Source organism: Akkermansia sp. KLE1798 (genome assembly GCF_001580195.1).
Taxonomy (GTDB): Bacteria; Verrucomicrobiota; Verrucomicrobiia; order Verrucomicrobiales; family Akkermansiaceae; genus Akkermansia; species Akkermansia biwaensis.
Genome location: NZ_KQ971082.1, coordinates 84,026 through 102,728 on the forward strand (window position 1 = coordinate 84,026; position 18,703 = coordinate 102,728).

An 18,703-nucleotide genomic window follows, 5' to 3' on the forward strand; every position below is an offset into this window, starting at 1 on the left:
TTAATAAGGAAATTGATAATCAGACTTAAGTGGTTCTTCCGGAAAATCCATTGTTTGTTCTGAAGGATTTCCCCCATTTAAACATTTTTTATAAAATTCTCTTACTGAATCATTATAATTTTTAATATTTGTTTTCAATTTTTCTCTTTCTTTTTTATATTGATTACGCACTCCATTTATATTCTTCAGTTTTCTACGAGTATAATCATTGACATCGAATTCAAGATTCTCAACTACTGATTGTTGAGATCTTAGCGAAATAGTTGCCGTTCCATATGCCACAGCTAATCTATAACAAGGTTTACACCACTCACGTTCTAAATAATTAATTTCTTTGGCAAGCATATTCCAATATTTTAGATTAATACTCCCATGATATAATTCATGCTTAGTATCTTTGTCAAGGGATTTACTTTTTACCACCTTGATCGTCATTTCCAGATCACCTTGTACAGAAACAGCTACATTTCCAAAATCTAAAAAAGTATTAGGAAGTTTTACTTGGGCAGCAAATTTACGCTCTGTTGCTCCATTTTTACCTCCAGAAATAGAAGGAACTTTTTGCACATGATATTCTCCTATATTGTGTTCTTTCAATTTAAATCCGAGTTCATCGTATAAATTTGTTGGTCTATTTTTAACTAACCCATACAAATTAACACCTCCTCTCTCCAAGAAAGGATCTCGGTTAATCCAGCGCCCATCGAATGGGTTGAGATGGCGGTAGTTGTAGTAGATTAAGCCTAATTCATCGTCCATGTATTCGCACGAGAAGCGGAACTTGTTTTCTTCCGCCATGTTGCCTTCCGATGTGATGAGACCGCCAAAGGGACGATACTCATACAGGGCGCGGCGGCCTCGGCCTTCACCGAAAATCGAGGTGACATTCTTCAGAGCGTCATGCATGAAGTAAAGATGTTCGTCAACCTCCGTGCCGTTCGTTTTCCACCGCGTCATCATCAGGATGCGCGTGGAGTCAGGTTCCGACGGATCCCAAATGTAGCTGCGGACGAGTGCCGGCGTTTCCTGCGTCAAGTCGAGTTCGGCGATCTGCAGGTAGACTCTGTAAAGAAAGCGCGCGTGGAAAGTCGTTTCACCGTTGACGACGACTTTTTTCTCGAAACGCCTGCCCATATAGTCGTAAGCGCATTCCACTGTGGTGGCACCATTTTCGTTTTCAAACTTCACGGGTCTGTTTTCGGCGTTGTAGGAGACGTTCCAGATGCCGGTGGCGGTTTTCACCTTCGTCTGGTTGCCGTCCTCGTCGTAGGAAGGAATGAAGGATTTGTCGCCATTCTTAACGATACCAGCGTACTGGTTGAGATCATTGGTCGTATAATCCGTAGTATCGCCGAATTCGAAGGCGCTCTTGCGGTTCCCGATGTTGTCGTACTGGTAGCCGAATCGGCCGCCAGGACGAAGTTGGTCACCAATCAGTTCACTGCGGCTGTTGTAGGTGAAGAGGCGTGTCGTTTTGGGTGTTGCGGTGTTCCACGTGTCTTTGCGCTGCGTGGGACGTCCCAGCTTGTCAAAGTCATATTCGTGACGGGCTGGCGAATAGACACTGTTCGGTCGCTGGTAATCAATGACAGTGACAAGATTGCGTTTGTCGTCATACGTGTTCTTGCGACTCATTCCGTTGGGGTAGTCAAGTCCTTCCACGAATCCGCCGCCGGCGGCATAGGACCAGGTAAACGGCGCCGCGGCCCCATCCAGACTCAAGGAAGCGATGCGGCCACAATCATCGTAGGCAATTTGCGTATTCTGAATGTCCTGGACATCATTTACCAGGCGATAACCCATACTACGCCCACAGGAATCAAAATGTTCGGACACCCGATAAGTCGAGCTGTCCATTGTCACACTTTCAGATTCGAGCTCTCCATATACATTGTACGTCATCAAGCGCAGGCCGGAAGCGTCGACGAGGCGGGTGATCTGGCCCAAATGATTGTAGACGATTGTTTGTCCCGGCGTGTCGTCGGAGAAGGAAACGCCCGTCAACAGGCCTCGTTTGATGTCGTATGTGCAGGTTTTGACGATGCCTCGGGCGTTGGTTTCAGTAGAGAGCTGATTGAAAGCATCGTAGGACTTGTCGACATGCGAACTGTCGGCGTAGGTTTTACTCGTTTCAAGGCCAGTTGCGTCGTGATAGGCCCATGTCGTCATATCGCCATCGGTGCGGTCCGCCGGATCGGTAGAGATATCCCCGGCGGAGGTACGGTAGGTGGTGAGCGCCACCATACGGCTGGCGTCGTCGTAGGCGAACAAGGCTGGCTGGATCGCTGTCCCCCATTCCGCGACTTTGCGGCCGAAGAGGTCGTAGCGGTAGCATGCTGTGTTGCCGAGGGCATCGGTCACGACGGACGGCTGGCCGGAGGCGGCATCGTATTCCGTTGTCGTTGCGTGCCCCGCCGCATCGATGAGGCGAACAGTGCGCCCGGTAATATCGGTTTGCGCCGTGGTCGTGTTACCGCGCCCATCCGTAGTCGTCAACGTCATGCCGGTTGCCGTAAAAGAGCGGTTTTTCATCATGGCAATGCCTGTGTAATCGGTTTGAGAAAGCACAAACCCGTCGATGCTGACAACTTGTGCTGTCACACTCGAGGAGGGAATTACACTCTTTTGGATTTTCTTCGTATTTTCAGCATACTCTATCCATTCCATGGAAGTCAAGCCGCGTTCGTCAATGTTGACCGACTTCGATTCCAGCGCGGATGAAAGTTCGGAGACGAGCTGCTTCTGTACGGAGACAAGAGGCTGTCCCTCGGCATTGTACCGGGTTTGCGTCGTAACCGTATAGACACCGTCTTCGGTATTTTCAACACCATAGGCGTATTCCTGAACAGGAGAATTCAAGACGGAAGGCTCGTCATCACAGGCCAGGGTTTGCTTCACAAGGTTGCCGAAAGCGTCGTATTCATAGAGAGTAGGAGCCATGGAAACGGCGTTGGCGCCGGAACCCGTGTCACGCCCGGTGCGCACGATCTTACCTTCCGCATTGTATTCACTGCGGTCATAGATGAAGCCGGAAGTGGAGGGAGTCACCTGGGCAACGATTTGCCCGAAACCGTTGGTCAGAGTCTGGGAGAGAATCGTCGACCGGTCGGCCAGATAGACGGTTTCCCGCAGACAGTTGCCGTCGAGATCGTAGACGTGGTAGAGTTGGCGCTGTCCCGTGCCGTACTCGTGCATGATGCTGCCGTCGGCGTGAAGTTCAGTGACGAGGGTAGCCCCGGCAGGTGTCGTGACAGTGGTTGTTAGTCCGTCTTCGCTGTAGGCCGTAGTAGTGACGCGACCCAGAAGATCGGTCTGAACGACGGGACGCCCCAGTTGGTCGTAGACGATCGATTCCACAGTCGCCATGGCCCCGGTATCGCGGCGCGTCTGCAAGGGGCGGCCGGCGGCGTCACGGGTGTAGGTAACGATGGTTTCCGGAGTGACGAGGGTTTCGCCGTCCCGGATTTCCGAGCGGATGGTTTCCACAAGCTGAAGCGCGGAATTGTAGCCGTAGGTGGTCGTGATGCCGTCTTCATCAGTTTCACTCAACTGGCCGCAGCACATCCAGGACGCGGTGCTGACGCGGCCATTGCCGCGCGTGGTCCTGATGAGCCGGCCCTGTTCGTCGTATTCGTGGACGGCCGTGGAGAGCAGAAGCCATTGTTCACCATCCCAGATGGACTTCCGTTCGAAAACGACGGTATCATCAGGCGCGATGCAGCTTTCTTCTTTCGTGCTCTGGCCGGCGACGAGTTCACCGTTCGCCCGGGTGGTTGCGGTACGCTTGTGGACGGCGCCGTGTTCGGTCGAGGCCTCGTAATCGTAACAGGTTTGGATGCCCATGGCGTCCTGCGTGAATTTCGTTTTACCGGCCGCATAGGAATAAACCGCCGCTTCTCCGTAAGTTTCGGAAATCCGGGTCTGCCGTTGTTCGCTCCCGGCCGCGGCGACGGTCATCGTGACGCGTTCGGCAAGGGGGGAGTCTTCATAGGCGTAAGTTGTGGCCGTCAGTTCGACTTCCGTGCCGTCGGACAGAACACAGGATTCGGCAACACGAGCCGGACGGTTGTCGTAGAAGCGCTGATCGGCGTACACGGTGCGGATGGTTTTCTCCCGGCCGCCCGCCCAGGACGAGGCTTCCAGGATGATGCGGCCTTCGCCGTCGTATTCATAACGCGTATAGCCGCCGGTCGGCCGGTTGACACGGGAGAGGCGGAACTGGCTGTTGTATTCGTAAGTCGTCGTGCGCGCCAGCGGCGTGTTGAAGGCCTCCGTTTCGCTCATCAGCAGCCAGCCGCCGTCAGTGTATTGTTTGACGGAACGGTTGCAGGAAACGGGTTCGGCATCGTTGATGCCCTTGACGGATTCGATGCGTTCCACCATGCCTCCGTAGAGACGGTTTGTTTCAATGGTGCGGATGATGGCGTCATCCCCTTCTCCCGTGGTGATGGTAACTCTGCCGGGTTCCTCGCGGCGCGTGATGGTGTGGGCGGGCAGACCGCGCTGTCGGCGCGCAATGACGGTGGTACGCACGCCGTTTTCTTCAAATGACGTGTACGCTGCCGTCTTGAAGGGTTCTCCCGTTACTTCGTATCCCCCATCTTCCCGTACCGTGACGGCGGCAGGGGCAAACCATTCCATGAGGAGGGATCCGTTTTCACCGGTACGGGTGCGCATCAGCCCTTCCGCAGCACTGTAGCTGCTCACCAAGCTACCTTCTTCATCATAGGTGTTGATCACATTCCGGAAGTAATCTTCCGCCAGAACAACCTTGCCGGAAGCGGAAGTCATGCTGACAACCTCTCCCATTGCCGCCGAAAAACGGACTTTCTGCCCGTCAGCGTCCACCAGAGAAAGAAAAGCCGGAGAACCCTCCGTGCAAGGGGCGAGATTCTCATCCAGCAGCTGCACCCTGAAGTCACGCTTGCGGGAGATGCCCGCAGGCGGCGCTACATCCGAACCGGGCTGAATATTGAAATAAAGTGCGGCCCCTGTCGGCGGCGCCATGGTGATGAGGCCGGACTTTGTGTCCAGACTCGCATGCCAGGACCACGGGCTTACATATTTCAGTCCGCCGCAGGCTTCAGCCGTTTCATGAACATCTCTTGTAGAGAGGAGGCTGAAAGCTGCGGGAGACGGCGACGGAGATCCTCCCTTGGCCAGGAATTCGGCCAGGGACATGCAAGTCTCCACACCGGGATCGCCCGGCAGCTTTTCCGTGGCAATCGTATATTCATTGCCTTCCGAATCAGTGCAGGAACCGCATTTGCAGCAGATTTCCTTGTCTTCCGGAGGCACGTCGGAAGAAGAACTGCTTGACGATGAAGGAGGATTGTCGGAGCTGGAAGATGAAGAGGACGAACTGGAAGAGCTCGAACTGGAGGAAGAACTGCTGGAACTGGAAAATGAACTTTCGGTTCCTCCATGGGCCGTCACTGTGATGGAATAACTGCACAATGACTGGTTGTATTCATTATGCGGCATATCGATGTTCTGGTGCGTGATGGAAACCGTATAGGTGCCGGGGGACAATTCAAACGAATCGGACTTGGACCATTCCTGGTGGCCTCCCAATTCACCGGGTTCATCGGCGGCGGAGGTCAGATCCAGCTCGAACGTGCCGCCGGGGCCGGAAATGGTGAGTTTGCCCCAGTCATCCACCGTCAGGCTGGCCACAGCCGTGGCCCCGCCTTCCGGGACGGTAAAGGTATCGTTGACGGGGGGCATGAAAACATCGGCTCCGGCAGACGTCTGAACAAAGTTGTCGGATTTCTCATAAATGACGGAGTCTGCGCTGTATGGCTGAAGTTGTGTGGACATGGTATTGAGTAGGGTTGTGGCGCGCGGCGCGCCAGGTTGATTTGCCGCGGCAGATTGTCCGGCGGCGGGGTTGGAGTTGATCATGTTTGCGGAATCCCTGTTAAAAGAGGGATTGTCGTTTTGCTTGTCGTTGGTAAACATAGCGTTATAATTTTTGTTTTACTGCGGCGCGGAATGCGCCGACTGGGTTGGTTTAATATTCCTTCCCCTCTCTGCGCCATGGAGGGCGGCGGGGAAGAAAAAGGGAGTGGAATCCATGCCCGTCAGGACACGGACTCGGGGAAAGGTATCGGCCTGCTGCCGGCGGCGGGGGTCAGGAAGAACGAACCGCGGGAGAATCCATGGCCGTCAGCTTTCAGGGTCTCCGGTTCCCAATTGTCCCAGAACAGCGTGAGAACCCCGTCCTGCAGGGTGTAGCGCCCGGTACAACCGCTGGCGCCGCGCATGAAACGGTCATGGGTAAAGAACAGGAGCTCATCTCTCCAATAAGGATGTACGGCGTCGTAAACGGCCACCGGTTTATCGTAAAAGAGGGCCTCAATGCCGTGCAGTCTTCCCGGAGAGCACCAATGCGCGCTCACCCGGTCATTCAGGCGGTGGGGCGCCGGAACATGGCTGAGGAAGAGGCGGGGCGTGGCATGGATGCGCGCGCCCAATTCCCGCGCCAGTTTGCCGAAAATGACATCCTCAGCCCCGGCGACAGGCACCCGATCGCCGTGTGCCACCATGTCTTCCACAAGAGCCCGGCTCATCAGGTAGCCTGCGCCACCGCTGGGGAAGCCCCTGTCCGCCAGGGACATATCGCCCACAAGGTCATAGCGGCCATCGCAGAGGCTTTCCAGACGGTCAAGCACCAGGTAAGTGTCGTCGTCACATTTGAAAAGCCAGTCGAACTCGTAATGTTCCAGGGCATATTTATAGAAGGCAAGCCCCTTGGCGGGGAGGTGTCTGTAATCGTCTTCCACCCACAGGGCAACGACATCGGGCTCATTGGGCAAAGGGGTGCGGCGCCCCAGGAAGAACCTGCATTCCACCCCCTCCTGCAGATGGGAAAGCCACGTCTCGCGGCAGGCTTTGCGACGATCCGCCGCACCTGTACAACTGCAGATTCCCACCAGAATGTTCACTTTCTTTCGCGGTCCGGGGGCAGGCCTCCCGGCGTGGTCCGGCAAATGCCTGTCCAGCAGTTCGCCTACGAGGCTGTTGCGGCGCATATTCTCCCACGCATCCGGCTCCCGCCTGGCCATCTCGCCCCAGAGGTGGACGCACCAGGCATTGGACAATTCCGGTCCGGCGAGACGTATGTTGCCATTATAGCAATCGCGCCACCGCGTCCAGGGAACCGGGTACATATGGGAAGACGGAGCAGCCTGGCCAAAGAGGCCATAATGGCGCAACGCGCGCGTCATCCCGGTAGGGCCGCAGAACCCCCACGGCACCTGGCGGCGGCGGTCGGCAACGTCCGGCACCCGGCGGAGCAGCTCCTTCTTGGCCCGGACTTCTTCCGGAGAGTCCCACGGAACGGGTAGTGCCGGATCTTCAGCCAGACAGCACAAAGTTGCGGGGATAGAATGACCGGAAGGAAAGGCCATGGCGCCCACGGCCACCACCTCCGACCACTCCTTGCAAAACCAGAAAGGGGAGGAAGGCAATTCATCCCCCAGGCAGATGACGTCCATATCCACCCAGAAACCGCCTTCCTGTGAAAGGAATTTCATGCGGAACCAATCGGAAAACGGCGCCAGGCTGTTGTGAGAATCATGGAAAATCGCATCTTCCGGCAGGATATCCCGCGCGTCGCGGACAAGCGTTCCTGCGGGAATATTGTCATAACTCTTGTAGGTAAAAAGCTGGAAGGCATGGCCATGATCCAGGAAAGACTTGATGCAAAGGACGGACATCAGGGGGAGTTCCTCTCCCACCCAAAGGCTTGTAACGGTTCTAGTATTCATTGTTGTATGGGTACAGGTTCATGACGGAATTACAGTTTTATCCAGTGGGGCAGATAAATGTCCCGGTAGTCTTCCATGCCGCCGACAAACCAGTCGTGCGGAACGATGACCTTCCGAGTATTTCCCAGCCACGCGCCCCACCAGGAAAAGGAAGAACAGGAAATGACGAGTTCCTCCATCGCCGTCATGCGATGGAGGGATTCGCACGGAGCGCCGCGGTCGATCTCCAGCGTAAAGCGTCCGAATTCCGGCACACGCGCAAGCATGTCCGCCGCCTCATCCGGCTCATCGCTGAACAGCACCAGGTGACGCACTCCGGGCGACAAATGGCCGGCGGCACGCCGCAGGAAATCAAGGTCCAGAACTCGGTGCTTGTCACGGAGCCGTTTATAGTCCCCGAGCCGGATGTGAACACCAAGGGTGCCGGATTCCTTTTCCGCGATGAAGGGCGCAAAAAGCGCCCGGATGAACGCTTCCTGCTCTTCAAAATACCGCACGCTCTGGAAGTAGCCGCAAAGGCCGCCTTCCCGGATGTTGGACGGAATCGGACAGTAGGAAAAGGAGGGTTCCTGCCAGGATGGAGGTTCATTCGTGCCGCACGGCGTAGAAGGGAGCACCCAGCCGCCGAGCCAGGAGCGCAGCATCAGGGAAGCATCGTTGTAGGTCCAGGGAACCTGGCACTCCACCCCTACGGTCCGGGCGTGGGAACAGGCGGCCGCCAGCGTGAACATGATGTTGCCCAGGCGCATGCCGGGCAGAAAACAGGGAGAAACATGAATTTTATCCATAAGATCGGCTTCCTGATAAATGTTTATTCCGGAAGTTTTGCCATGGCTTCAAAGACCTGCTTCCAGCTCTCCATGGAAACTTCCAGGCCGCCCAGCTCCAGACCGCGCAGGCGGGCGGCCTCCGCCATGTCGTTGCGCAAACTGGGCTCATAGGCCATTTTGGAGGCGTAGTAGATGAAGTCCCTTTCATGATCGCAGAGCCACCCCGTTTTGCCGTGCTGCACCATCTGCCGCCACCCTCCCCGGTTATCCACAATGAGCACACTGCCGCTCGCCATGGCCTCAAAGCCGATGCGGGGCCAGTTTTCCGTGGTATCCGAAGGCTGCAGAACGATGCGGGAATGCCTGTAAAAATCCTGCTGGGAGACCTCGCGCTGATTATGGGCAATCTGGATCCAGTCGAAGGGACGGCCGATCTTGGCTTCGCTTCTCTTGTCAAAACCGAGGAAAAGACCGTGCTTCATGACGGGCGCCACGAAGGCATCGTAGATATGCAGAGTACTGGCGGAGAATTTGTCCGCGTCCTGGCGGGAAATGCGCCCGCAACCGAAGAAATCCTCATCGCGTTCCCGGATAAAAGGAAAGGAGTCGGCATGGAAATAGGGGCTGAACGTCATGAAACAAATCTCCGGGCTTTCATTAAGCTGGCGCAGGACGGGCATGACGTTTTGTCTGACAGCCTCGTTCTGGTACAGAAACATGGCTATTTCCCCCTTTTCCATCGCCTCCCTTTCCCTGGGAAAGAGCCAAGTCATGCAGTTCACGAAAACCGTCCGCCTCGTATGCCTGCGTATCTCCGGCAAGGCATTGAGGAACTCGGCGTTGCAAAAGCCTAAAACCGGATCACCGGATTGCACGGCAGACCAGTCTCCGGGAGCATGCATGATGACGCCGAGGCCTGCCATCTCGTTATAGAGGGGTTCTCCGTGATAATCCCAGGACGGAATGAGATGGACTTCCATGCCCAGCTTGCGCCAAACGAGAATCTGGTGGTGGAGTTCCGTTCCCGCTCCACCATAAAGGCTGGGGAACCCGTTGACGAATAATCGTTTGATTGGAATGCTCATGATTGCTGTCTTTAAATGCGGCTGATAAGAAAAGATTTAACCGATGCTCCTGATGAAGGAGGCGAACTCCGGCGTACTGCGGCCCGCACTGCGTAGCGCAGGAATGAAAATGCCATTGTGCTCCAGCTTCCTATACCTGGTCGTAAGCTCCCATTTTCCGGTGAACAATTCGTTCCGCAGGGCAAATCTGGAAGCCGTGAGAATATCGCGCCCCGCAAGGTAATAAGCCATGCCGCGCAGAGACCAGGCGGCCAGCCCGAAAGACTTGCCTCCGTATTCCAGAGGAAAGGCGTAATCCACACCCTCCGGCGCCTTGAAAAGCGCCTGCACATGCAGAATGGGCGTGAAAGAAGGCTGGTTTCCCTTCCCCCTTCCGACCGTGCCTCCGACGGCTTTCACTTCTTCCAGGGAATTGAAAACGGCTGGCTTCTCCACGGAATCAAAGGGAAGTTTTTCCATGAATTGCTTGCGCGCGGAAAGCACGGAAAGCTCCAGGGGAACGCTCCCGTCGGAAAGCACGACCTCCCTGTTGAAGACGATACTGCCGGGGGAAAATATTCCGGAAAGGGCGCCTACGCTCTGAACGATGTTCAGGCGGGGAAGAACGATGTCGTTGCTTCTGATATCTCCGGTCACCGAGCCCACAGGAAGCAGGGTTTCATGGGAGGGGACTGCCGTGGCATCTGTCGTGGAGCAGGAAGCGGGATTCTCCGGACACTGAGGCCGGGAACTGGAAATTTCGTATGGATTGGTTGTATTCATGATTATGTTTTTCAACTGTTGATGGGTATTGGAAAAAGCGAATAAACGGCCCTCATAGGTGCGTCCCGCACGGGACATGTGTTAGGAGGAAAAGTCGTTCATCTGCCTTCCTACGATTGCTTGCCGCGTTTCCGGGAATTCGTCGCCCATTTCTCAAAAAAGCGAATTTCTCCTCCCGGATTCGTTTCCGGAGGCGGCGCGCCTTGCTTTCCTCCAGATGAATCTTCCTGGCGGCCCGGGACAAATTTCCTTCGGCGTCAATCAAGGCGTCAACCAACGCCCTTTCCAGCGGAGTCAGAGATTCCATTTCACGTGCGAGGTCTTCCCTGAACATCAACCCGGAAAGAAATTCCGAGCGCTCATCAGCGTAGATTTCCCGGCCATCCTCGTACTCAAGCGGACGGGCTTCCCGCAGCAGCAGCCTCTTCTTCCGGTTTCTCTCGCGCAAATAACGCTCCGGATCAAAAACGGTTACATTGCCCAGATATGTTTTCATGCTGGCTCTGCCGCCTTTCCGGTAACGGCGGCAAACCTCCCAGCATCGGAGCCTGAAACGTTGAAGAATATCCAGATACTCTTCCTCGGATATCGGAAAACCGATGGATTTTGCTTTTGAACGGAGGCGCTGGGCGAGATACAAGGCGTGGCTTTCCACGACTTCCGGCAGTGGTTGTGATTGCTTTTCATGCATATTCACCAACCCTGTGCGAACTTATCCAGCTAGCAAAAAACACGCAGCATCAGCAGCGTCAATCTTCTTTGATTTTCGTTTATTTATAAAAAAAATCGGCTAGCTGGACGAATAAGTTCATCCAGCTAGCCGCTAATGGGGAAATCAATAACCGTCTGGCCGCCTACCTGCGCCTTTCCGGCTCTCTTTCAAGGGAGAGCATAAATTCCAAAGGACGGATATAAGATTTACAGGGAAGTACCTGAAACCGGCGGTACATGCCCTGCCGTGATTTTTCCCTCTTCTTTTCAAACGGATCCCTTTCCGCCAGCCGGGGCAGTCTTTCCATCAGAACTTTCCGCAAATCCGACCTGGCTTCCGCCTCATTTCCGATTCCGGCCCTTTCCAGAAGCTCCTTGTCCAGACAGGCCACATCCGGATTCATCACGTACAAAAACAGCATTTTATAAGCCGGCTTCGTGGAATCCTTGGCCGCCGCCGCTCTTTGCCTGCTGAAAAAACGGTTTTCTTCCCGGTAGGAAAATCTCATGAATTCTTTCAGTTCCCCACCGCCCCGTGAATGGGAAAAAACTATTTCCCGTTCATCGGTCACGGAAATCCAGATATCCTCCCACGCTGTGCCAGACGGAAGCCCCTCCCCCGCGCGCGAATGAACGGGCATGCCATCCCTGATCCATGCCCAGGAATAGCCGTGTGCCCAGGCAAATCCGTCTTTCGTCGTCACCATGACGTCGGAAACGGAAACAACGATGCCCTTGTACTTTTCAACGATTGCAGCCTCCATGGCTCCGGTACGCCAACGGCTGCCCATCACAAAAAGAAGGAAGGGGTTTTCCGGCTGTGCCTGCCGGATGGTGCGCAGGCATCTGGAAACCAGGCGTTCATCAAAAGCGAAGGCAAAATAGGCGGCCATGGGAAAGTCAAAGAGCTTGATGAGGCACTCCGGAATCAGTTCCGTCCCGCTCATCCCCCGTTCCGTTTTTCCGCAGGAACGGGCAATATTCAAAGCTATCTTCCTGAACACCAGGGCATGAACGAAAAGCTCGCTCCTCTCAACCGGCTCCCGGCAATAGGGTTCCTTTAACACGTAGAAACGCCTGCGGTCTTCTTCTCCGGGATTCCCGCCGTACTCGTAAAAGGGATCGTCCTCCGGGGGCAGTGCCACCACTTTCAAAGGATTGCCGATATCGTCAGGGTTGTAATAATCACTGGATATCCCGGCAAGTTTACAGCCGCACACCCAGTGGCCCGGGTAGAAATCTCCTCCCACCCTGGCTTTCCATATCCAATCGGGTGACTCCAGACTCTCACATTCAATGATGATATCGAGAATATTGCGGTAATTAAGCTCCATGAGTCCGATTGTACAACTGGTCAAAGCCCGCCTGTTCAAAATACATGTCAATGAGCCTGTACTGTTCATTTTCCAGTTCCAGGCCATTCGAATCGGGAGTCAATGAAACGGTCTTGGGGTTGCCTTCCTCGAATTCAAAATGAAAAAACGCTTTGTCCACATGGAACCCGCTGGGGACGACAATCTGGGGACCGTCTTCGTCGCAAAGTTCGGAAAGACTCTTGTAAACGCCCGTAAATCCCCGCATCAAGACCTCTCTTTCCGTCTTCCTTCTCGCATGGAGCGGCCTGGACATGAAAAGTTTATAAATGGTAACTTTTCTAAGCCCCGGAATATTGTTGAATAACTCAATATCGGCAATGGACTTTTTATTAAATACGCCCAGGGAGTAACGGTTTCTTAATTCCCAAATATCCGAGCCGAACAGCATGCGACCGGCAATCACGGCGTAGGTTCGCATCATCCATTGGATTCTGGCATTAACTTGTAAATTGACGTACAGACATTTCGAACTCCCCCTGTAGATGACAATGTCCGTATTCCCTGGAGTACGTGTGCTGCTGACGATCTCTTTGGCCGACATGTCCACTTCATCAACGGTTTCCTGGTAATGCCCACGTTTGATGGTGAACCAATAATCCGAGGAAATCCGGTCGCAGTTGATGACGCATACATCAGTCATTCCCTTCTCCGACAATATTCGGGACAGATATTGCCGACAACCTTCTTTTTCCTTCTCCCTTTCCTCTTCCGTAATAATGGGAAAAGGAAGCGCATCGCTTATGGGAGGAAAAATTCGATACGATTTCCCCTTTTTAATGGAATGCAATTCCTCAATCTGCCTGAGCAAGTTAATATTTCCGGCCAGAAAATGCAGGACGGCAAGCTCGATTCCATTGGAAAAGTCTCTGTCCACGGAAACTCCCAGCGATTCGGCGTATTCCCGCAAATCTACAGTCGCTTCCCCGGAACTGCACGTTTGCAGAAGACGAAAAATACGGTAAATCCTGTCCGTCTCCTTCTTAACACCGTACATCCGATAACAAATACCGGAAATGATGGTTTGTCCGAGGGCTCCGCGATATGCCTCCAGCTGTTGACGATCGGAAAAAGGTTCGGGAGGAATTACCGTAGGAAAATCGGTTACCTCTTTCCTGAGGTATGCTTCCAATTCCCTGAGATATTCATAACGAAGGGATGGCAGAAGTTCGCGGATAATAAACGATGTTAACCGATTATTCATAATGGCGTTGGTTGGTGCATTATGGTATCTTTATGGGTAAAATACAAGTGTCGTTTCCTGTGACGAATTTTGCTGATCAGGGCAAGCAATAAAAGTATCCGCGGAATCTCTTCGAATCGCGGCAACAGCATCAAATCAACTTGTGCGGAGAGCCTGTGGCCTCCATCTGCCTTGTGGCGGGGAGGAACCGAAGAAGTCCTTTCTCCAGAACCTTTGGTGTTCCCGGCAAGCCGGAGGAGACTTCTCCCGCAGAGCAACTTTTCAACACCAACCAACAATCACATGTTCAAATACATTCTCAATCGACTGACGGAACGTTCCACATGGCTGGGGCTCCTTGCCCTGGCCACAGCTTGCGGAGCCACTATCGAACAGACGCTTGCCGACCAGATCATCGCCGCAGGAATGGCGGTGGCAGGTCTCATCGGCATTGTCACGAAAGACCGGAACAAGGAACAAGAAGACCACGACAATGGCTGACAGCATTTCCGACCTGCAGAAAGACCCCTTCTACTGGCAAAGACTTTTGCGCCTGGCCGGGTATTACCACGGTACCATTGACGGTATTACAGGCAGCGGCACACGGGACGGAGCGGAACTCTGGGCCCGGGATGCAGATCGGTACAGAATGGAGACCAACCGCTTCGACGAACGCACCGAACGAAACATCTCCACCCTTCTGCCGGAAGCGCAAAAGGCCGCCCGGCAGTGGTTCCAAATGGCCCGGAATGAAGCCCGGAACCGGGGATATGAAGTAAAAATCATCTGCGGCACACGCACGTATGCCGAACAGGATGCCCTTTACAGACAACGCCCGAAGGTAACCAATGCCCGTGGCGGCCGGAGCTGGCACAACTTTGGCTTGGCCTGGGATTTCGGAATTTTCCAGGACAGCAAATACTTGGAAGATCATCCTCTTTACATCACTCTGGGCAAACTTTGCACAAAGGTTGACGGGCTGGAGTGGGGAGGCACATGGAAAACCTTTGCGGATCCGCCGCATGTGCAACTCAACAAATTCGGCAGCATTTCGGAGGCGCGTCGAAGCTTCGAAACATGACCCCTCCTTCACCATGACCCAGACCGTTGTCACTACAAGTGTCGTTTTAGCCAATACCCTCGCGGTTGTTTGCATGGCAACTTCGGAACTCAATCCCCTGCTTGAATATGTCCAGAACGGTGCCTCCGTGGCAGCCGTGATGGGCATCTTCCTCTGGAGGGAAATGAAACGCGCCGAACGCTACGAAAAACTCTATGACCAGGAGCGCAGGCAACGCATTACCGCTGAAAGAAAATGTTCCGCCTGCGTCTTCATGAAGCTGGCCCAGGAGGAATTCGCAGGCATCCACGCCAAAAAAGAAAAAGGAACCTATCCTGAAAATCACAGGCATTCCTTAAAAACGGATTTATAAATCTTATCCTTGCCTGAAATGGAAAGAATCTTCCTGGTTTCCCCCGTTTTCAATGTCCCTTCACGGCCTTTTGATTCTACATCAAAACCGGCACATGGAGCAAACCAGCCGTCAAACCATAGAAAAAGAAACCAGTAAGGCCCTGCAAGCAGTTAACTTGCAGGGTCTTGTTTGGTGCGCCCGAAAGGACTCGAACCTTCACGGGGGAACCCCCACTAGAACCTGAATCTAACTCTGGCTACTGATTATCAATAAAAAACTACTGTGTACACAGATTGTACACACTTTCGGTTTGTCAATAGAAATAAGACATGGGATACTGTGAACCGTGAGAAGATCCCGGAAAAAGCTGTATGGTTCACATGCCTCTCTTTCCCCGAGAAAGCACCGGGGCAAGAAAAAATGGCTGGTGCGCGATATGTCCGGTGACAGGGAAACTCACCGACTCTTTGATTCCTACGAAGAAGCTCTTGAAGCCTATCAACGGCTTCAGCATCAGTCTTTGGATGATATGCTTCCGGAACACTTGCGGAAGCAGGAATGGAGGGAACATGTGGATGAAAGCGATTACAACGCCATCCTTTTGTGGCGAGAGTTTAGGAACATCTATGATGAAGTGACTCACCAATCTTCTCTTCCTCTGTATCTGGTAGTACGTGAAGCCTTGAAGAACCTGAAGCAGGAAATCGCCGACGGAGTGAGTTATGGCCGGAAAGACGCTGATGGAAATTGGATCATGACGAGTACGGACGAGCAAAACCTGAATCGCCTTGAGGAATTGACCAACCTGTTTTCTCTAACCAGATACCTTGCGAACAAGAAAGAGCAGGTCAAGGTGGACTTCAAAAGAAAGTTCGGTCCCCTCGCAGGGCAATATCGGGAAGTGATCGATAAGAAGCTCGAATCAAACCTCATCAAAAAAGCGCACCATGGGAACATGGTCAAGGAACTACAAAAGTGGACGCAAGATTGGGAAGAACTTCCTCTGAATCAAATCACGCCGGACATGATCGAAGAAAAGCTGAATTCCTTTCGATATCGAAACCAGACCCTCAGCAATGCCTCGAAGAGACGTTACCGGGCGACCCTTCATGGCTTTTTCGTCTGGGCTCAAAGCCGGGACCTTATCGCATACAACCCTGTCGAGAGGACACTCGCCCCCAGAGCAGAATCTGCTGCCATCGGAATCATTACTCCCTCCGATCTTAAGAAACTTCTTCAGGCCGCACTCGAACATGATCAAGGAATGCTGTTTCGTCTGACTCTGGCGGCCTTTTGCGGCCTTCGTCGTTCAGAATGCGTCAGAATCTCGCCGGAGGCCATTCTCGATGAGAAGAATGAAGTTTTTGTCTCGGCTTCTATAGCCAAGACCGGGAAGCAACGATTTGTCCCCCTTCCTGAGGCAGCCAAAGCCTGGCTTGCGTTGGCTGAATATGAACCTGTATCCGGCCAGTCAGACTGGCAATACTACGAGGGACAGCACGGAAACCGCTTGGCCAAACTGGCGAAGCAGGCAGGCATCACGCTGCCGCGTAACGCCCTGCGCCATTCGTTTGCTTCATATGCAGCCGCCAAGACACACGATATCCCCCGGGTATCCATGTGGCTTGGACACTCGGGAACCAACATGACGGAAAAGCACTACCGGGAAGGTGTTCGTGCTGCCGAAGGCGAAGCATGGTTCCATGTATTGCCGGAACAAAAGACGAATAAATTTGAACTTTAGCACCAGACTGTTTTTAGCAAGACCGGGAACATCAATCTCGGCCTTCTTTTGCATGGAAGCCACCTTCATCAGTTGTTCGTAATACATATGTTTTCGTTGTTAAAACTCTTCGTGGACAGGTACGCGCAGAGAGGCGGCCAGAGCCTTGGACTTTTGGTTGTGCGGCATCACGTAGGAGCGCACTTCGTCCACCCCGGCTGCTTTTTCGCGGAGGATCTTCGCAACGGCTTCCTTAGCGAAACCATGCCCCCGGTATTCCGGGAGAATGCCGATTGAGTAGGAGCCGATGAGGCGTCCCCCTTCCATCATCTGCTGCCATCCGACGAAACCAGCCGCCTGCTTGGTCATCTTGTCCCGAATGAGATAGACGCCGTCGTGTCCGGGAATGCCGAGACCGTAGGGCCAGTAGCTGGGGTCTTCGTTGTAGATGCGATCCATGATGGCCTGTGCTTCCATGCGCCCTGAAAGATCGTAGGCAGACTTTACGCCGGGCGATGGGAAAGCGATGTAGTCGACGACGTAGGCCTGCTTGGCCTGCATGTCGAGGGCGTCGTTGGCTGTTCCTTGCAGTTTGATGGAGAGGTCGTCGAGATTGCCGGCAGGAGGAGCGCCTGCCTTGGCCGCAGCTGGAGCCAATCCAGGGGAAAGAGGCAGGGTGTTCGTAACGGGGCGCCGGGCAAGCTGATTGGCTGGCATGTGTGGACCTTGCTGTGGTGGAGCGGATGCAGTTTTATTCCAAGGCTGTTGAGTTCCCCATATTAACCCGTTAGAAGAACGTGTAAGAGGTTGAGGCGAAGGTAAACTTTGTGTTTGAGGTTGCCTTCTTGCGGCCATGTAGGCGTCTACTTGCTGCTGCTCAGCTCGACGTTTTTGCGCCTCTTGCTGATCGAGTTGTTTGGCCCTGTCTATAGCAACCTGGGGGGCAGCGAGAGCCGAACCGCCGGGAATCATGGTCGCCAAATTAGTAACAGCATTACTAGCCGCATCCTGCCATGACGCATACTTGTCGAGATCTTCGTCGCTAAAGTCATCGTCCAGGTCGGCGGTGTAGCCGGCGGGCGATGAGCCTGTATTTGCGAAAGATGCTTGCGCTTCGGCTTTCGGGTCACCTTCTTCTACGGGAGGGGCTACCTTGTTTGCTACGGAAGAACCGATTAGAACTCCGCTGAGACCTCCTGCTCCCATTCCCAGAATGCCGGTCAGAGCAGTTGCTGTATCCCCTGCACCGAGATGTTTTGCCAGGTGCACGGCTCCTGCGCCGCCTCCTAATGCGCCGATAGTACCGCCTACGCCAGCTCCAAGAGATTTCGCCAGCAAATTGGCGAGACCGGGAGAGGTGGATGCCGCTTTTGCCAAGGCGGGAAATTCGATGACGTTGTCAGATTGATGAGACTCTGTAGGTTTATTCACCAGCTGTTGAGCCTTCCATTCTTCATATGGGATGAGTTTGCCTGTCTCCGGGTCTCTCTTGAAGGAGTTGGCGCGTACGTTCTTCCGGGCTTGCAGTCTGACTCCTCGGTTGAGTCCTTCGATGAGCGCTGGGCTGAGGTTTGGCATATCGATGGGCAACTCGACTTCTGCGGCCGTGTTCGGGTCTTTCTTCAGTGCGGGCATCTTGAGCTTGATCTTGCCCATCTCAGACTTGGGATCTTTGCGGGTGAGGTATTTGCCGGTGGCAACGGCTCCCGTTGCGAGGGCGCCGGCTCCCAGCAGGCCAAGCAGGATGTTGAGATTTCTGGAGTTGGAGGCTACGATTGAGTTGGCCTTATCTATAGAAGTAACCCAAGTAGTGCGCTGTATCATACGCATAGCGTTATGATACAGCGCACTACTTGATAAGAGTAGAAAAATTATTTTGGATTGGAATGAACCCTATATTTCTCATAAT

General features: G+C 53.7%; 13 protein-coding genes. 4 read left to right on the forward strand and 9 right to left on the reverse strand.

All coding sequences use genetic code 11. From position 1 onward, the window contains the following. The 8 genes from HMPREF3039_RS07005 to HMPREF3039_RS07050 form a co-directional block, all read right to left on the reverse strand. The gene (locus HMPREF3039_RS07005; protein WP_082770153.1) at window positions 1–5,961 is read right to left on the reverse strand and encodes an RHS repeat domain-containing protein; all 5,961 of its coding nucleotides are present in this window, start codon (window positions 5,959–5,961) and stop codon (window positions 1–3) included. Window positions 5,962–6,083: 122 nt separating this feature from the next. Continuing rightward, the gene (locus HMPREF3039_RS07020) at window positions 6,084–7,772 is read right to left on the reverse strand and encodes a hypothetical protein (RefSeq protein WP_082770154.1); all 1,689 of its coding nucleotides are present in this window, start codon (window positions 7,770–7,772) and stop codon (window positions 6,084–6,086) included. Between the two features lie 29 nt (window positions 7,773–7,801). Continuing rightward, a complete protein-coding gene (locus HMPREF3039_RS07025) occupies window positions 7,802–8,560 on the reverse strand; it encodes an alpha-1,2-fucosyltransferase (RefSeq protein WP_067570233.1) in 759 nt (252 codons plus the stop codon). Window positions 8,561–8,583: 23 nt separating this feature from the next. Further along, window positions 8,584–9,627, reverse strand: a complete 1,044-nt coding sequence (locus HMPREF3039_RS07030; RefSeq protein ID WP_067570234.1) for a glycosyltransferase — start codon at window positions 9,625–9,627, stop codon at window positions 8,584–8,586. Window positions 9,628–9,663: 36 nt separating this feature from the next. Beyond that, window positions 9,664–10,389 carry a hypothetical protein gene (locus tag HMPREF3039_RS07035; protein WP_147549813.1) on the reverse strand — a complete coding sequence of 242 codons (726 nt, stop codon included), beginning with the start codon at window positions 10,387–10,389 and terminating at the stop codon, window positions 9,664–9,666. A gap of 52 nt (window positions 10,390–10,441) precedes the next feature. Continuing rightward, complete coding sequence (locus HMPREF3039_RS07040; protein WP_067570240.1) at window positions 10,442–11,080, reverse strand: hypothetical protein; 639 nt, start codon at window positions 11,078–11,080, stop codon at window positions 10,442–10,444. Window positions 11,081–11,243: 163 nt separating this feature from the next. Further along, window positions 11,244–12,434 (reverse strand): hypothetical protein, encoded by a 1,191-nt coding sequence (locus tag HMPREF3039_RS07045; protein WP_067570242.1) that lies wholly within the window; start codon window positions 12,432–12,434, stop codon window positions 11,244–11,246. After that, a complete protein-coding gene (locus HMPREF3039_RS07050) occupies window positions 12,424–13,677 on the reverse strand; it encodes a hypothetical protein (RefSeq protein ID WP_147549816.1) in 1,254 nt (417 codons plus the stop codon). The genes HMPREF3039_RS07045 and HMPREF3039_RS07050 overlap by 11 nt, the downstream gene beginning before the upstream one ends. Before the next feature lie 282 nt (window positions 13,678–13,959). Between HMPREF3039_RS07050 and HMPREF3039_RS07055 the strand changes: the two genes are divergently transcribed. The 4 genes from HMPREF3039_RS07055 to HMPREF3039_RS07070 all read left to right on the forward strand — a co-directional run bounded on the left by HMPREF3039_RS07055 (window position 13,960) and on the right by HMPREF3039_RS07070 (window position 16,815). Further along, complete coding sequence (locus HMPREF3039_RS07055; RefSeq protein WP_067570245.1) at window positions 13,960–14,157, forward strand: hypothetical protein; 198 nt, start codon at window positions 13,960–13,962, stop codon at window positions 14,155–14,157. Further along, complete coding sequence (locus HMPREF3039_RS07060; protein WP_067570247.1) at window positions 14,150–14,737, forward strand: M15 family metallopeptidase; 588 nt, start codon at window positions 14,150–14,152, stop codon at window positions 14,735–14,737. Before HMPREF3039_RS07055 ends, HMPREF3039_RS07060 begins: the two co-directional genes overlap by 8 nt. Before the next feature lie 13 nt (window positions 14,738–14,750). Beyond that, window positions 14,751–15,089 carry a hypothetical protein gene (locus HMPREF3039_RS07065; RefSeq protein WP_082770155.1) on the forward strand — a complete coding sequence of 113 codons (339 nt, stop codon included), beginning with the start codon at window positions 14,751–14,753 and terminating at the stop codon, window positions 15,087–15,089. Window positions 15,090–15,507: 418 nt separating this feature from the next. After that, on the forward strand, window positions 15,508–16,815 hold the full coding sequence (locus HMPREF3039_RS07070; protein WP_067982282.1) for a tyrosine-type recombinase/integrase: 1,308 nt from the start codon (window positions 15,508–15,510) through the stop codon (window positions 16,813–16,815). A gap of 99 nt (window positions 16,816–16,914) precedes the next feature. Here the strand turns inward: HMPREF3039_RS07070 and HMPREF3039_RS07075 are convergent, their stop codons facing one another. After that, a complete protein-coding gene (locus HMPREF3039_RS07075; RefSeq protein ID WP_067982285.1) occupies window positions 16,915–18,618 on the reverse strand; it encodes a GNAT family N-acetyltransferase in 1,704 nt (567 codons plus the stop codon). Window positions 18,619–18,703: the final 85 nt, after the last annotated feature.